Source organism: Palleronia rufa, from assembly GCF_000743715.1.
In the GTDB taxonomy this organism is placed as follows: domain Bacteria; phylum Pseudomonadota; class Alphaproteobacteria; order Rhodobacterales; family Rhodobacteraceae; genus Palleronia; species Palleronia rufa.
In genome coordinates this window covers 233,249-247,417 of the sequence record NZ_JQEY01000004.1, presented here as the reverse complement: position 1 = coordinate 247,417, position 14,169 = coordinate 233,249, and the positions used below count along the sequence as shown (strand labels likewise).

Below are 14,169 nucleotides of genomic sequence, written 5' to 3'. Positions count from 1 at the left end.
CTGCAACAACGCCTTGCTCAAGCCACGATCGACGAGAGCGTGCGCTTGTCGGATCTTCTCTGGCGATATCCTTGGAGGTCGCCCGGGACGTTTTCCCCCGGCGCACGCGGCGGCTAGGCCGCCTTGGGTTGGCTCCAGGTTCATCTCGCGCTTGAGATCGCGAGGGCATGAAGCGTCTGAAGCACAAGGGCGCCATCGGGTCCGGTCGTATCAACCGAACCGTCAAGTGAGCGGACTCCGATGCCTTGAGCAGCGAGATCGGTGATCGTCTCGACAAGAGCCGAGAGCGACCATCCTGGCCGATCACGTCGGCAGACCACGAAAACATCGCCACCGCGGAGATAGGCCAGAGCTTTCGCCGGCGCCGGCCGGGCGAAATGTTTCTCAGGGCCGTTGGGTTCCTCGAAGATGCGCTTACAGCCAGAGCGGGCAAGCACTTCGGACTGTGCAGCGGTGCCCGCGTCGCTCATGCCGATACGAGCGTAACCAACGAAAGTCATCGGGGCCTCCTTTCGCGGCCAGTGGTACGCTCTATTCTACCTGTGGGATGTGAGCCCAGAGCGCGGCGAAATCGTCGGGAGCAGCGACCGTACCGCGGGACAAAACCTGCCATTTGACGGGGACCGGCGGGGTGAACCTGCGCCGTATCTTCGCCGACGAGGTGGACGGTGCGCAGTCCGGCGCCGACCGCACGCGCGCCGGGACGGAGTTTGGGCTGGGCTGCGGAGTGAGCCAAGACCTGACGTTGCGCGCCTCGGCCCGTGCGGACGTGATCGGCGACGACGGCTTCACCGCCGGGCTGTCACTCAACTACAAGTTCGGGCGGAACCGATGAGCCGGCTCCGCGGAATAATCCGAGCGAATAAGGACAAAGAAAATGATGAGAACGATCAAGACGACGTTGGCGAGCCTTCTGATGCTCGTCATAGGGCTGCAGATGAGCGTGGCACAGGGGCCTTTCTCGATCGACAAGAACCAGTTCTGGTCGATGCACTCTGCCCTGACTTTGCCGTTGAACACTTCGGCGAATGCATTGTCGGTAGGCTTCCCCCGATCGAGCTGCTGATGATCGGCGAGGCCGAGCGCCCTTCGAACACGCGCACCGGGTATGTACGTCACTTGTTCGACCGTAGCGGGATCGGCGTGATCCTGGTCGGCATGCCCGGGATCGAAAAGCGTATGGCCCGCTATCCTCGGCTCTAAAGTCGCATCGGCTTCGCACATCGCTACCACGCATTGCACGGCGCGGAATTCGCCTTCGTGCTCGAGCGGCATTGGAGGAGCCCTGGTCTTCGTCTGGAGGGGGCGATTTCACCGACGCAGAGGCATTGGCCGCCGTCGCGCGCATCACGGGCGGCTACTTCCGTCTTCTCCAGCGCCTGTTCATCCAGATCGAGCGCGTGTTGCAGGTCAACGAGCTGAGCGTCATCACCGATGATGTCGTCGAAGCCGCGCGCAGCACCTTGGTCATCGCTACCAATCAATCCTACACATTCTGCGACAGATAGCGCTGAAGGTCACAGCAATGACATCCCTTTGTCCCAAACCTGACCGTCCTGCGCGTGGGCAAGATGTGACATCGCGCCGGCTCACGTAGGGATTGCGGAGCGGGACCATGCGCACCGGCTCTGGACTAACGCGACGAAGCCTGTACCACGGGGCCGAACCGCCGCCATGCCTACGGGACTCCATGAAGATCGCCAGCTTCAACATCAACGGCGTGAAGGCGCGCCTTCCCGTGCTCCTTGACTGGCTGCGGGACAGCGCCCCCGACGTGGCCTGCCTGCAAGAGATCAAATCGGTGGACGCGGGCTTCCCCCGGGCCGAGATCGAGGATCTGGGCTATAGCGTCGAGACCCACGGGCAAAAGGGGTTCAACGGGGTCGCGATCCTGTCGAAGCTCCCCCTGGAAGACGTGTCGCGCGGCCTGCCGGGCAACGCCGCGGACGAACAGGCCCGCTATATGGAGGCTACGGTGATCGGCGCCCGCGCGATCCGCGTCTGCGCCCTTTATCTGCCGAACGGCAATCCCGCGCCGGGGCCGAAATACGACTACAAGCTGGGCTGGATGGACCGGCTGAGGGATCGCGCGGCCCATCACCTGGCGACGGAGGAACCGGCGGTCCTCTGCGGCGACTACAACGTGATCCCGCGCGATCTCGACGCCGCGCGGCCCGATGCCTGGCGCCGCGACGCGCTGGCGCTGCCAAGGACGCGGGCCGCCTGGCACCGGCTCACCCACATGGGCCTGACCGAAGCGTTCCGTGCCCGCAACGCCGCCGGCGGGCACTATTCGTTCTGGGACTATCAGGCCGGCGCCTGGGACCGGAACGACGGCATCCGCATCGACCACCACCTGCTGACTCCCCAGGCCGCCGACCTTCTGGCGGACTGCTGGATCGAAACCGGCCTGCACGGGCGCGAGAAACCGTCCGACCACGTTCCGGTCTGGATCGACCTGCGCGCCTGACCTGCGACCACGCGTCCCATGGACAGGTGCGGCCATTGGGAACAAAGGCCGGCGCAGCCGGTTTCCTGCCCATGACCCACATTGCGTCTCCGGTCCGTTCCTCGCGCGTGTCCCATCCCCTGGCGGTGCGCATCGGCGGCGCAGGGGTGTCCGTGCTCTGGCGCAAACGTGACGCGGTGACGACAAGGGTTCCCGAACGATCCGAACCGGGTCATGGACCTGCGACTTGTCGGCAACCCCCCGTGGCGCCCGACCGTACGGACCGCGCCCGCCGGGTCGCGGCAGGCCGCGCGGCCGTTCCACCTCCCCCGGCGCGATTCAGCCGCCGGTGCCCGGGGACCGTGGCGATGATCGCATCCGCAAGCCTGACGGTCGTCCTCATGGCCGCCCTGTCACTGGCCGCGTCTCCAGCCGAGGCCCAGGCGAACGCGGATGCGCCGAAGGACGCCCAGGCGCCCCGGTCCAGGGATGCGATCTATGAGGTCGGAGAGACGGCGCCCGCCGATGCCGACATCGCCGACTCCTACCCCGGCCTGGACTTGCCGCCACTGGAGAAGACAGAGGGCTACCTGCGGTCGAACGAACATATCTACAGAGTGGACCGCGCCTCCCGGGAGATCCTCGAAGTTGTCGAGGTCTCGACCGTCCTGCTGATGTAGGCCCGGAGAGCGGGTTCGCCCGCTATTCCGCCGCGACCCTGCGAGAGGCGAGCATGGTCTTGAGATACCGCCCGGTATGGGAGGCCTCGACCTCCGCGACCGCCTCGGGCGTGCCCGTGGCCACCAGCGCCCCGCCGCCGTCACCGCCTTCGGGGCCGATGTCGATGAGCCAGTCGGCGGTCTTGATGACATCCAGGTTATGCTCGATGACGACGACCGAATTGCCCTGTTCGACAAGCTCGTGCAGCACTTCCAGCAGCTTCTTCACGTCCTCGAAATGCAGACCCGTCGTCGGCTCGTCCAGGATGTAGAGCGTGCGGCCGGTGGAGCGTTTCGACAACTCCTTCGACAGCTTCACCCGCTGCGCCTCACCCCCCGACAGCGTCGTCGCCTGCTGGCCGACCTTGATGTAGCCCAGTCCCACCCGCACCAGCGCGTCCATCTTCTCGCGGATCGACGGGACCGCCTTGAAGAACGATTGCGCGTCCTCGACTGTCATATCAAGAACGTCGGCTATGCTCTTGCCCTTGAAACGGATTTCCAGGGTCTCGCGGTTGTAGCGCGCGCCCTGGCAGGTCTCGCAGGTAACATAGACATCGGGCAGGAAATGCATCTCGATCTTGATGACGCCGTCGCCCTGACAGGCTTCGCAGCGGCCGCCCTTGACATTGAAGCTGAACCGCCCCGGCTTGTAGCCCCTTGCCTTGGCCTCCGGCAGGCCGGCGAACCAGTCGCGGATCGGGGTGAAGGCGCCGGTGTAGGTCGCGGGATTGGACCGCGGCGTGCGGCCGATGGGACGCTGGTCGATATCGATGACCTTGTCGAGATGCTCCAGCCCCTTGATCGTCTCGCAAGGCGCCGGCGTCTGGCGCGCGCCGTTCAGGCGCATCGACGCGGTCTTGAACAGCGTCTCGATGGTCAGGGTCGATTTGCCTCCGCCCGAAACGCCGGTCACGCAGACGAACTTGCCCAGCGGGAAATCCACCGTCACGTCCTGCAGGTTGTTGCCATGGGCCTTGACCACGGTCAGCTTCTTCTTGTTGCCCTTGCGCCGTCCGTCCGGCACCGGGATTTCGCGCCGGCCGGCCAGATAGTCGCCGGTGACGGATTTGGGGTTCTCCATGATGTCGCGCGGCGTGCCGTGGGCCACGACCTCACCGCCATGCACCCCGGCGCCGGGGCCGATGTCGAACACATAGTCGGCCTCGCGGATCGCTTCCTCATCGTGTTCGACCACGATCACCGTGTTGCCCTGGTCGCGCAGGTTCTTCAGCGTGGTCAGCAGCCGGTCGTTGTCGCGCTGGTGCAGACCGATCGACGGCTCGTCCAGCACGTAGAGCACGCCGGTCAGCCCCGACCCGATCTGGCTGGCCAGCCGGATGCGCTGGCTCTCTCCGCCCGACAGGGTGCCGGCGTTCCGGCTGAGCGTCAGGTACTCCAGACCGACGTTGTTGAGAAACCCCAGCCGCTCGCGGATCTCCTTGAGGATGGCGCGGGCGATCTCGTTCTTCTGGGCCGACAGGCTCTCGGGCACGGTCTGACACCAGTCGAGCGCCTCGCGGATGGATTTCTGCACGACCTCGCCGACGTGGACGCCGGCGATCTTCACGGCCAGCGCCTCTGCCCGCAGGCGGTAGCCGTCGCAGGTGCCGCAGGGGCGGTTGTTCTGGTAGCGCTCGAATTCCTCGCGCACCCAGGCGCTGTCCGTCTCGCGGTAGCGCCGTTCCATGTTCGGGATCACGCCCTCGAACGGCCGCTCGATCTGGTAGACGCGCCCGCCCTCGTCGTAGCGGAACTTTATCTCGGTCTTTCCGGACCCGTAGAGGAACACCTGCTTGACCTCGTCGCTCAGGTCCTTCCAACGGGTGGCGGTGGAAAATCCGTAGTGCCGCGCGATGGCCTGCACGGTCTGGGTATGGAACGGCGACTTTCCCTTGCGCCAGGGCGCGATGGCCCCGTCGAGGATCTTGAGGTTCTGGTCCGGCACCATCAGCACCGGGTCGAAGAACAGCTCGACCCCCAGACCGTCGCATTTCGGGCAGGCCCCGAACGGCGCGTTGAAGGAAAACAGCCGCGGCTCGATCTCAGGGATGGTGAACCCCGACACCGGGCAGGCGAAGTTCTCGGAGAAGGTGATGCGCTCCGGCTCTCCGTCCGCGGGGGCGGTTTCCAGCACGGCGATTCCATCGGCCAGGTCCAGCGCGGTGCGGAACGAATCCGCCAGCCGGGTTTCCAGCCCCTCGCGCACCACGATGCGGTCCACCACAACGTCGATATCGTGGCGGAACTTCTTGTCGAGCGTGGGGGGCGCGTCAAGCTCATGGAAGGTGCCGTCCACCTTGACGCGTTGAAAGCCCTGCTTGCGAAGCTCCAGGAACTCCTTGCGATACTCGCCCTTGCGGTCGCGGATGATCGGCGCCAGCAGGTAGCCGCGGGTCCCCTCCTCCATTCGCATCACCGTGTCGACCATGTCCTGCACCTGCTGCGCCTCGATGGGCAGGCCGGTGGCGGGCGAATAGGGCGTGCCGGCGCGGGCATAGAGCAGCCGCATATAGTCGTAGATCTCCGTCACCGTACCGACGGTGGAGCGGGGGTTCTTCGACGTGGTCTTCTGCTCGATACTGATCGCCGGGCTGAGGCCGCTGATATGGTCCACGTCCGGCTTCTGCATCATGTCGAGGAACTGCCGCGCATAGGCCGACAGGGATTCCACATAGCGGCGCTGGCCTTCGGCATAGATCGTGTCGAAGGCGAGGGACGACTTGCCGGAGCCGGACAGCCCGGTGATCACCACAAGCTGGTCGCGGGGAATATCCACGTCGATGCTCTTGAGATTGTGCTCGCGCGCGCCGCGAACCTCGATCTTCTTCAGCTCGGCCATGACATCCCCTGCTCGCTCCCCGTCCCACATAGACCCTGCGTCAGCGTCCGCCAACGAAATTGGTGAACGAACCGTGAATATTCAGGCGCTCGGGACGGGTCTGGCGATCAGATGGGCAAAACGTGCCAGAACCGCAAGCCCGAGAAGCGAGAACAGGGCGATCCCGGCCCAGATCGCCGCGGTTCCGCCCGCGGCATATAGTCCGGCGAACAGCGGCGTTCCGAGGGTGGTGCCGACATTGCCCATCTGCGCGATGCCGCCCGTGGCCAGGGCGCGGTCCGCGGGCGCGCGGTTGAGATGCGGGATCAGCGCGAAGGCGCCCCCGGGCACAAGGCCCATGGCCAGGAACATCGCCCAGAGCGCGCCGCCCAGCTCCGCCGCGGCAAGTCCGGCGCAGAGCAGCGTGCCCGCGAAGCCCGTTGCCATCACCGCCGCGGGGTGGAGGCGGCGCGACAGCGGTCCGGCCAAAAAGGTTCCGGCCAGCGTCAGGACCGGCAGGACACCGGCCAGCGCCGGGCGGCCCAGCGCCAGCGGCAGAATGGCCACCAGAGCGACGAAGAGCACCGTGTAGAAGACGAAGCACACCCCCGGCATCGCGCGGTGCGGCACCGCATAGATGCTGCGGTGGACCGCCACCGGGTCCAGCCGCAACGGCACGCGCGTCTGCGACCGGAGCATCGGCGCCAGCACCACCGCCATCGCCGCAAGCCCTGCCCCGTGCAGCGCGAACAGCCCCGGCAGGCCGACCGCCGCAAGCAGCGGGGGAAACAGCACCGCCGCAAGCGCGAAGGACACGCCGAAAAACGTCGCCCAGATCGCCATGGCGACGGGGCGGGCCGCATCCGATGCCGCACCCGCGATGAGCGTCGGAGCGGCCACCACGATCACCAGATGCGACGCGCCCTCGGCGATGCGCGTCAGGGCCAGGACCGGCTCCGGCGGCAGGAAGGCCTGAAAGACCGAGATGGCCGCCCCCGCCCAGAGCGCCCATAGCAGCACGCGGCGCGCGCCCAGGGCCGCGACGACGGTCCCGGCCATCGCGCCCAGAAGGATGCCTGTCACGCCGACGATCGAGACCAGATAAGCCAGCCGCACCGGTGCCAACCCGTAGGCCGCGCCCATGTCCGGCAGGGTCAGGGCGATCTTTCCGAACTGAGCCGCCGCCAGCAGTCCGGCGCCGAACAACGCGGCGATCAGCGCCCGGTCGGATCCGGCGCGGTCTGTGTCCTGGGTTGGGGAAGGCGCGTCCGGCATATCTCCCTTAGGCCGCGCGGGCCGCCGATGCGCAAGACCCGGCGGCGCGGCGGAACGTGCGGTTCGTGTCAGCGCGCAACTCTGCCGCGGGAGGCGGAACCGGGCGGAGCCGCAGACGATGCGGCCATCCGGTACCGAAACATGACGACAGCGACGGACGGGACGCGGGATCGGCGACCGGGCGTTGCACCGCAGCGTGTGCTCGGGGTCGGACGCTTTCCAGGCAGCCGGATGGGGCAGAGGCAGCCCGGCAATGGCGCCCCAGGGCCTCCGCAGGTATGCGAAGAGCGATAGACAGGATGCCGGCCCGCCAGGATCGCGGTCCCTGCGGGGCCGTTCGGCGACCGACGGGATCGCCGGAACGGCCCCGATCAGGCAGCGCTGCGGATGTCCTCGACCGTGCGGCCGTAACCGCCGTTGGCCAGGAATTCGGCCTCGGCCTCTGACGTGTCGCGGTCGAGGGCGCGGTTGCGGTGGGGAAAGCGCCCGAACCGGCGGATGACCTCCCGATGGGCGCGGGCGTGCAGCAGGTTATTCTCGGACTCGGGCATGCGGGTGTGGAACAGGCGCACGCAGCGGTCCTGGTCAATCAGGTTTTCCGAATGCATGAGCGGCAGGTAGAAGAACTGCCGCGCCGGCGGGTCGATCCGCAGATCCCACCCGCGCGAGATCGCGGTCTTCGCGGCGGCAAGCGCGGCGGCGTCCATGGCAAAGCTCTGCGCCGTTCCCCGCCACATGTTGCGCGGAAGCTGATCGGCCAGGATCGTATAGGCCAGCGTCCCCGCGGGATAGGTCAGCCACAGGGACAGACCGCCCTCTGCCGCCCGGTCCCACGTCTCCGCAAAGCGGTCGCGGCACGCCTCGTCCAACTCTTCACCACCCTTGTACCACCCCTCCGGCCCGACCTCATCCAGCCAGAAGGACAGCACGTCCTCCGGTGTTGCCATAGTCTTGCCCTCCTCCGTCGTTGCCTGCCATGCCCTCCCCGGCATCCTGTAACGTTAGCGGGAAAGGCCGGGAAATCATTCTTCTTTTTCGACTAGTTTCTCATCCGTTTTATCGTCCTGCCGTTCGGCCCATTCCTGTCCCGCGGCGATGGAATACCGCGACACGCTGGGCGTCACGGCCACGTAGGCGCCGGTTTCGGACGCGCTGGGCGCCGCGCGGCGGGTCATCCGGTAGGCGGCATAGGCCGCCAGCAGGACCAGCAGCACCATGACGAACAGCCAGAACCCTTCTGGCCCGATCCGCGTCATCATCGCGCCGATGGCGATGGGCCCCAGGATCGCGCCCATGCCGTTGATGAACACCAGACCGCCTGACGCGGCCGCCATGTCCTCATACTCCAGGTAGTCGTTGGTGTATGACACGAGCAGCGCATAGAGAGGGTTTATCATTCCGCCCATGACGAAACCGACCGATACGACCACCGTGAGCGTCGCCGGCAAAAGCACCCCCGCCAGGCAGGCAAACGCGCCGACCACAGAGCAGCTGAGGATCAGCACCCGCCGGTCGATCCGGTCGGAGATCCAGCCCACCGGATACTGGAACAGCAGGCCGCCCAAAAAGATCGCGCCGACGAACGTGCCGACCTCGGCCACGCGGAATCCGGCCTGGGTGGCGTAGACCGCCGCCATGCTGACCTGTGCGGCGTACATGCCGCCCGACAGGAACATGCCCACGCACCCGAGCGGCGACAGATGAAAGAGCCGCACCAGGGACATGGACTTGGTCTTCTGGAAGGGCGGCGTCGGCGTGATCGACAGAAGGATCGGGGCGAATGACATGGAGACCAGCACCGACGGGATCACGAACAGGATGAAACCGGACGGATCGCCGGTGACCAGAAGCGCCTGGGCCGCGACGATGCCGCTCATCTGCACGATCATGTAGACGGACAGCGCCTGGCCGCGGTTCTCCGACGTGGTGGCGTTGTTCAGCCAGCTCTCGGCGGTGACGTAGACACCGGAAAAGCAGAACCCGATCACGATCCTGAGGGCGATCCAGGCCCAGGGCTCGGTGATCGACGGAAACAGGATCAGCACCGCAGAGATGAAGGAGGCCAGCGCCGCGAAGACCCGCACGTGGCCGACCCGGCGGATCATCTCCGGCGCCATGCGCGATCCGCCCAGAAAGCCCAGGAAATACGCCGACATGACCAGCGACAGCGAGAAGGTCGAAAACCCCTCGATCTCACCGCGCACGCCCAGCAAGGTGCCCTGCATGCCGTTGCCGACCATGAGAAGGCCCATCCCGAGGAAAAGCGCCCAGGCGCTGCCGAGTACCGCGATCATCTGGCTGCTCCCTGCCGTCCGTCGGTGAAGGTCTGACGCAGCGGGCAGTCCGGGTCTGTCCCTTGTGCGACACGCCCGTGTCGGAGCCGCCCGTACCAGCGTCTTGCGACCCCGGCGAGAGCGGACCCTTGCGCGGACAGCATTGCGCCTATGCAGATGGCGCGGAGCGGGACGGCACAAGCAGGGACGCGTCGCCGTAGCTGAAGAACCGGTACCGCGCCCGGATCGCATGGGCATAGACGGCGCGGATCTCCTCGACCCCCAGGAAGGCCGACACCAGCATCATCAGCGTCGAGCGCGGCAGGTGGAAATTCGTCATCAGCGCGTCGGCGATGCGGAACCGGAAGCCGGGCGTGATGAAAATGTCGGTCTCTCCCCGCCACGGCGCGATCCGGCCCGGCCCGGTCGCCGCGCTTTCCAGCAGGCGCAGCGCCGTGGTGCCCACGGGGATCACCCGCCCGCCCGTGGCCCGGGTCTCCATGATCTGCGCCGCGGCGGTGTCCGTCACCTCGCCCCATTCGGCGTGCATCCGGTGCGCGCCGATATCGTCCACCTTGACCGGCAGGAACGTCCCCGCGCCCACATGGAGCGTGACGAAGCTGGTCTGCACGCCGCGCACGGCCAGTGCGGCCATCAGCGCGTCATCGAAATGCAGCGACGCGGTGGGCGCGGCCACGGCCCCCCTGCGGCGCGCCCAGATGGCCTGATAGTCCTCACGATCGGCGGCGTCGGCGGGCCGCCTGGCGGCGATGTAGGGAGGCAGCGGCATGGCTCCGGCCTGCGCCAGGGCCGCGTCGAACGCGTCGCCCGCCAGGTTGAATCGCAGATGCGCCCGGCCGTCCGCGCGCCCCTCCACCGCGGCGCTGAGCCCGGCACCGAACTCCAGCACCTCTGAATCGCGCACCTTGCGCAGTGGCTTGAGAAGCGCGCCCCACGTGCCGTCGGCGCGGACCTCCAGGAGCGTCGCCTCGATCCGCGCGCCGGGGCTGCCGTCCCGCGCCCGCTGCCCGGTCAGACGGGCGGGGATCACTGACGTATCGTTCAGCACCAGCCGGTCGCCCGGCCGCAGCCAGTCGGGCAGGTCGCGCACGCAGGCGTCGGTGATCGCGGCCCCCTCCGCCACCAGCATCCGGGCCGAGGAGCGCGGCCGCGCGGGGCGGGTGGCGATGAGGGCCTCCGGCAGGTCGAAATCGAAATCGGAAAGGCGCATGGGGCCCTCTACTGGCTCGGCCGCGCCGGGGGCGGGCGGCGGAAGATGTCCCGGAACATGCCCGGCGTCAGGATCGACAGCGGGTTCACCCCCACCGATGGGTCGCTCACCGGCCCCTTCAGCGTGAAGTTCACGCCGAAAAGCCCCTCTCCGCGGCGGGTAAAGATCGCGCCGACCCGGTTCAAGAGGTACACCGGCGACACCACCCCCTGCATGTCCATGCGTCTGGTGACCGGATCGTAGACCCCGTCCATGGACAGGCCCAGCGAATTGCCCGTCGCCGATGAGCGGTAGAGTGTGATCTGTCGCGGCGACAGGCGGAACTCGGCCGAGACCTCGTCGAAGGGGATCCCGGCGCCACCCAGCTGCTCCAGCAGCCCGACCACCGAAATCGCGCTCAACAGCTCGGCGATGGCCGGTGCGTCACGCAAGACCGGGTCGGTCACGCGCACCTGCCCGTCGTAGGTGCCGCGCGCGCCGGTCGGACGCAGGGTCAGGTTCAGCCGACCGCCCTCGACGCGGCGAAACAGACCGGCGTCGCGCAGCAACGCCCCCGCGTCGGCGCTGGCCAGCTGCACCGCGACGCCGCCCGCCTCTCCGGTCAGCGTGCCCGAGACGCCGACCCCGCCATTCATCCGGCCGCTGAACGCGCCCGACAGGCCGCGCCCCGGCGCCAGATCCACCGCCGCCGCCGTCAGCGCCAGCGTATCGGTAATCGTCAGCCGGTCGAGGCGCAGGGTCACCGGCCCCCGCGCCGTCCCGCCACCGGAGCCGCTGCCGCTCCCGCCCAGTTGCGCGCGACGCAGGTCGACCCGGCCTCCGGTGACGGAGATGGCGGGCGGCTGCCCCGGCCCCCGGGCCGCGACGGTCACCGCCCCGTCGAGCCAGCCGCCCAGCGCCACGCGGTCCAGCCGCAGCGCCCTGAACGCCGGTCCCGCCGACAGCTCGACCCGTCCCCGCGCGCTCAGCCCCGGCGCCTCGAGGCTCAGCCGGTCGATCTGCGGCACCTTGCCAAGGCGGCCGGACAGCCGGAACGTCCCGCCGGCCGCGGCGGGTTTCGACCAGTTCACCGCCGCGATCCGCAAGCCGATCCCGCGCAGGTCCGACGCCAGCGCGATCCGTGGCACGCCATCGCCCAGCCTCACGGTCAGGTCGCCCTGCCCCGAGCCGCTGACCAGCCCGTCGGGAAGCGTCACGCCGAACCGCCGCAGCCCGTCGGGCGACAGCGCCACGTGACCCTCGACCCGGCCCGTCCCGGCGTCCTCACCGGACAGGGCCTGGCGCCAGGTCCCGTCGAAGCCCACCCCGTCAAGCGTCGCCTGCCCTTCCGCCCGGATGGCCTGGCGGTCCACAGTCACCGCCAACCGGTCCGCCGCCAGCTCTCGCCCCGGCACCGCGCTGTCGGACGCAAAGTCGCGGATCTCTCCCTTCGCGTCATAGGTGATGTCCTGCGGGGTGACGCCGCGCCGCAACGGCAGCGCGATCCGGGTGGTGCCGGTGACACGGCCCGTCGCCAGGTCCGGCCCGCGCCCGACGCGGTCCAGCAACCGCAGCGGCGGCCGGTCGATCAGCGCCAGCACCGACCCCAGCGGCCCGTCCGCCGCAAGGTCCAGCACCCCTTCCGCGGGCTGCTGCCGCATGTCTGGAATGGAGAAGGTCGAGCCTGCCAGATCCACCGCACCGCGCCCCTCCGGCGCCATGCGGCCGGCATCCATCCGGACCGCGAACCGCCCGTCGAAGAGCGATCCGTAGCCCGCCGCCCTGGTCACCGGCGGCATGAAGTCGACCGCCCGCACATCGGCGCCCTCGAACCCGAAGGTCACGCCGACCTCCGGCCGGTCCATGCCCGGCCGGAACCGCAGCGCCAGACGGGGCGACAGCACGACCCCGCCGGAAACCCGGTTGGCGAACCAGTTGCGGGCCATTCTGGCCACCGGCAGGGGCCAGAGTTCGGCCAACCGGTCCGCGGCCAGCCGCCCGGTGCCAAGGTCCAGATCCGCCCGCCAGCCATCGGGACCCGCGACCACCCGCGCCGTCCCGGCCACGGTCTCTTCCGGGCCGCCGCCCGGACCGGGCAAGGACCAGCGCCCGACCTCTACGGTCAGAGGGTTCAGACGCAGCCGCAGGTCGGCGGATCCGTCGGTCACCGTCACCGGATCGGCGAACAGGGTCGCGGCACCGATCCGCGCCTCCTGGACCGCGATCTGAACCAGAAGCGCGCCGGGCATCCCGCCCGGCCCAAGCTCGGTGAGGTACGCGTGGCCCGATGCCCGCCCGGACGCGTCGTCGGACACCAGCTTCAGCTCCGTCATGTCGATCCGCTTGCGGGCCGGGTCGTAGCCGAAATCGACCCGCGCGCTGTCGAACGGGATCGGCCGCGTCTCCGCCCGCGGGTTCAGCGCGCCAGCACCGATCTCAAGCGTCCCGTCCAGCCCCCCCAGCGTCCCGTCCGGGCCCAGCCGCGCCTCCAGCCGGGCCGAGAGCGGCGCGTCGAGCACCCGCAGCACGCTGAGAACGGGAGACTGCGCCGCGATGTCCCGCGCCTCTATCCCGTCGAGCGCGATCCGCGCGCGGGCCGATCCGTCGTCGCCCGCAGTGCTGAGATCCGCCTCCAGCCGCGCCAGGTCGTCGCCGCCGTTGAAGAGATCCGCCGCCACACTCAGCGCGACCCCGCCGGCCTGCCGGTGCAGCTCCGCATTTCCGTCGGTCAGCTGCCAGACGCGGGAGGAGCGTGCATCCTCCAGCGACACCTGCGTGCCGTAAAGGGTCACGCTTTCCACCCGGTCGAACGGCGGCGCGGCCAGCCGCGCCTCGACCGCGTCGAGCACCGCGCCGGGATTGTCGAACCGCATCGCGTCGCCACCGCCGCCGAAGGTGAATTCGAACCGCCCCCGGGCGTCGCGCCGGACGACCAGCCGCGCGCCGGCGACCCGCAGGATCCTGGGTGCCACCCGCCCGGACAGCAGCGCCCCGGCGTCGATGGCGACGCCGACCTCCGCCAGCTCGGCCAAGTCCGCCCCGCCGGCGTCGCGGAGGGACACGCCCTCCAGAAACAGCCGCGGCACGAGTCGGCGGTCGAGCATCACCGACACGTCGCCCAGTTCGATGTCCATATCCGTCAGTCGCGCGTCGATCCGGTCCTCGATCCGCGCCACCAGACCGGCCGGGAAAGCCAGCCGCGTCTCGCTGGCGGCCAGGGCCCCCAGCGCCGCGACCGCCACCAGGGCCAGCGACAGGGTGAGGGCCAGCGCGCCCACGATACTGCCCAGCACGAAACGGCGGCCGCGCCCGTGCCTTGGCCTTTCTGTGTCGCTGTCGGTCATCCGTGATCCACGACCCCGTTCGGAGGCTCGGGCGGCACTAGACCACGGCCGGGCACCCTATGCGAGACCCCGGCCCGC

12 protein-coding genes are annotated in these 14,169 nt (G+C 68.8%); 4 read left to right on the top strand and 8 right to left on the bottom strand.

Features of this window, described 5'->3' with window-relative positions; translation table 11 throughout:
• Positions 1 to 140: 140 nt before the first annotated feature.
• Positions 141 to 500: a recombinase family protein gene (locus KW83_RS19815; RefSeq protein WP_081904523.1), complete on the bottom strand. Its 360-nt coding sequence runs from the start codon at positions 498 to 500 to the stop codon at positions 141 to 143.
• A 131-nt stretch (positions 501 to 631) separates the two neighbouring features.
• On the opposite strand from KW83_RS19815, the gene KW83_RS08525 reads away from it, so the two are divergent.
• On the top strand, positions 632 to 835 hold the full coding sequence (locus tag KW83_RS08525; protein ID WP_152563521.1) for a hypothetical protein: 204 nt from the start codon (positions 632 to 634) through the stop codon (positions 833 to 835).
• Here KW83_RS08525 and KW83_RS21865 read toward each other — a convergent pair.
• Entirely contained in the window at positions 811 to 1,275 is a 465-nt protein-coding gene (locus tag KW83_RS21865) for an integrase core domain-containing protein (RefSeq protein ID WP_081904522.1), read from the bottom strand. The genes KW83_RS08525 and KW83_RS21865 overlap by 25 nt on opposite strands.
• On the opposite strand from KW83_RS21865, the gene KW83_RS19085 reads away from it, so the two are divergent.
• The 3 genes from KW83_RS19085 (at position 1,275) to KW83_RS08510 (ending at position 3,129) form a co-directional block, all read left to right on the top strand.
• A complete protein-coding gene (locus KW83_RS19085; protein ID WP_051928371.1) occupies positions 1,275 to 1,508 on the top strand; it encodes a hypothetical protein in 234 nt (77 codons plus the stop codon). The genes KW83_RS21865 and KW83_RS19085 overlap by 1 nt on opposite strands.
• A 182-nt stretch (positions 1,509 to 1,690) precedes the next feature.
• On the top strand, positions 1,691 to 2,470 hold the full coding sequence (gene xth, locus KW83_RS08515) for an exodeoxyribonuclease III (protein WP_036177329.1): 780 nt from the start codon (positions 1,691 to 1,693) through the stop codon (positions 2,468 to 2,470).
• Between the two features lie 347 nt (positions 2,471 to 2,817).
• Positions 2,818 to 3,129 carry a hypothetical protein gene (locus KW83_RS08510; protein ID WP_036177327.1) on the top strand — a complete coding sequence of 104 codons (312 nt, stop codon included), beginning with the start codon at positions 2,818 to 2,820 and terminating at the stop codon, positions 3,127 to 3,129.
• Between the two features lie 22 nt (positions 3,130 to 3,151).
• Here the strand turns inward: KW83_RS08510 and uvrA are convergent, their stop codons facing one another.
• From uvrA to KW83_RS08480, 6 genes are all read right to left on the bottom strand, one after another.
• A complete protein-coding gene (gene uvrA / locus KW83_RS08505) occupies positions 3,152 to 6,010 on the bottom strand; it encodes an excinuclease ABC subunit UvrA (RefSeq protein WP_036177325.1) in 2,859 nt (952 codons plus the stop codon).
• An 81-nt stretch (positions 6,011 to 6,091) separates the two neighbouring features.
• On the bottom strand, positions 6,092 to 7,264 hold the full coding sequence (locus KW83_RS08500) for an MFS transporter (protein WP_051928370.1): 1,173 nt from the start codon (positions 7,262 to 7,264) through the stop codon (positions 6,092 to 6,094).
• 371 nt (positions 7,265 to 7,635) lie between these two features.
• Positions 7,636 to 8,211, bottom strand: a complete 576-nt coding sequence (locus KW83_RS08495) for a DUF924 family protein (RefSeq protein ID WP_036177322.1) — start codon at positions 8,209 to 8,211, stop codon at positions 7,636 to 7,638.
• 75 nt (positions 8,212 to 8,286) lie between these two features.
• The gene (locus KW83_RS08490) at positions 8,287 to 9,558 is read right to left on the bottom strand and encodes an MFS transporter (protein WP_036177320.1); all 1,272 of its coding nucleotides are present in this window, start codon (positions 9,556 to 9,558) and stop codon (positions 8,287 to 8,289) included.
• 148 nt (positions 9,559 to 9,706) lie between these two features.
• Positions 9,707 to 10,768 carry a tRNA preQ1(34) S-adenosylmethionine ribosyltransferase-isomerase QueA gene (queA, locus tag KW83_RS08485; RefSeq protein ID WP_036177318.1) on the bottom strand — a complete coding sequence of 354 codons (1,062 nt, stop codon included), beginning with the start codon at positions 10,766 to 10,768 and terminating at the stop codon, positions 9,707 to 9,709.
• 8 nt (positions 10,769 to 10,776) lie between these two features.
• A complete protein-coding gene (locus KW83_RS08480; protein WP_036177315.1) occupies positions 10,777 to 14,091 on the bottom strand; it encodes an AsmA-like C-terminal region-containing protein in 3,315 nt (1,104 codons plus the stop codon).
• Positions 14,092 to 14,169: the final 78 nt, after the last annotated feature.

Bases quoted from the DNA above. Each gene is read 5' to 3' on its own strand.
- KW83_RS19815 (WP_081904523.1), bottom strand. From the start codon at position 500: ATGACTTTCGTTGGTTACGCTCGTATCGGCATGAGCGACGCGGGCACC.
- KW83_RS21865 (WP_081904522.1), bottom strand. From the start codon at position 1,275: ATGCCGCTCGAGCACGAAGGCGAATTCCGCGCCGTGCAATGCGTGGTA.
- xth (WP_036177329.1), top strand. From the start codon at position 1,691: ATGAAGATCGCCAGCTTCAACATCAACGGCGTGAAGGCGCGCCTTCCC.
- KW83_RS08510 (WP_036177327.1), top strand. From the start codon at position 2,818: ATGATCGCATCCGCAAGCCTGACGGTCGTCCTCATGGCCGCCCTGTCA.
- uvrA (WP_036177325.1), bottom strand. From the start codon at position 6,010: ATGGCCGAGCTGAAGAAGATCGAGGTTCGCGGCGCGCGCGAGCACAAT.
- KW83_RS08500 (WP_051928370.1), bottom strand. From the start codon at position 7,264: ATGCCGGACGCGCCTTCCCCAACCCAGGACACAGACCGCGCCGGATCC.
- KW83_RS08495 (WP_036177322.1), bottom strand. From the start codon at position 8,211: ATGGCAACACCGGAGGACGTGCTGTCCTTCTGGCTGGATGAGGTCGGG.
- KW83_RS08490 (WP_036177320.1), bottom strand. From the start codon at position 9,558: ATGATCGCGGTACTCGGCAGCGCCTGGGCGCTTTTCCTCGGGATGGGC.
- queA (WP_036177318.1), bottom strand. From the start codon at position 10,768: ATGCGCCTTTCCGATTTCGATTTCGACCTGCCGGAGGCCCTCATCGCC.
- KW83_RS08480 (WP_036177315.1), bottom strand. From the start codon at position 14,091: ATGACCGACAGCGACACAGAAAGGCCAAGGCACGGGCGCGGCCGCCGT.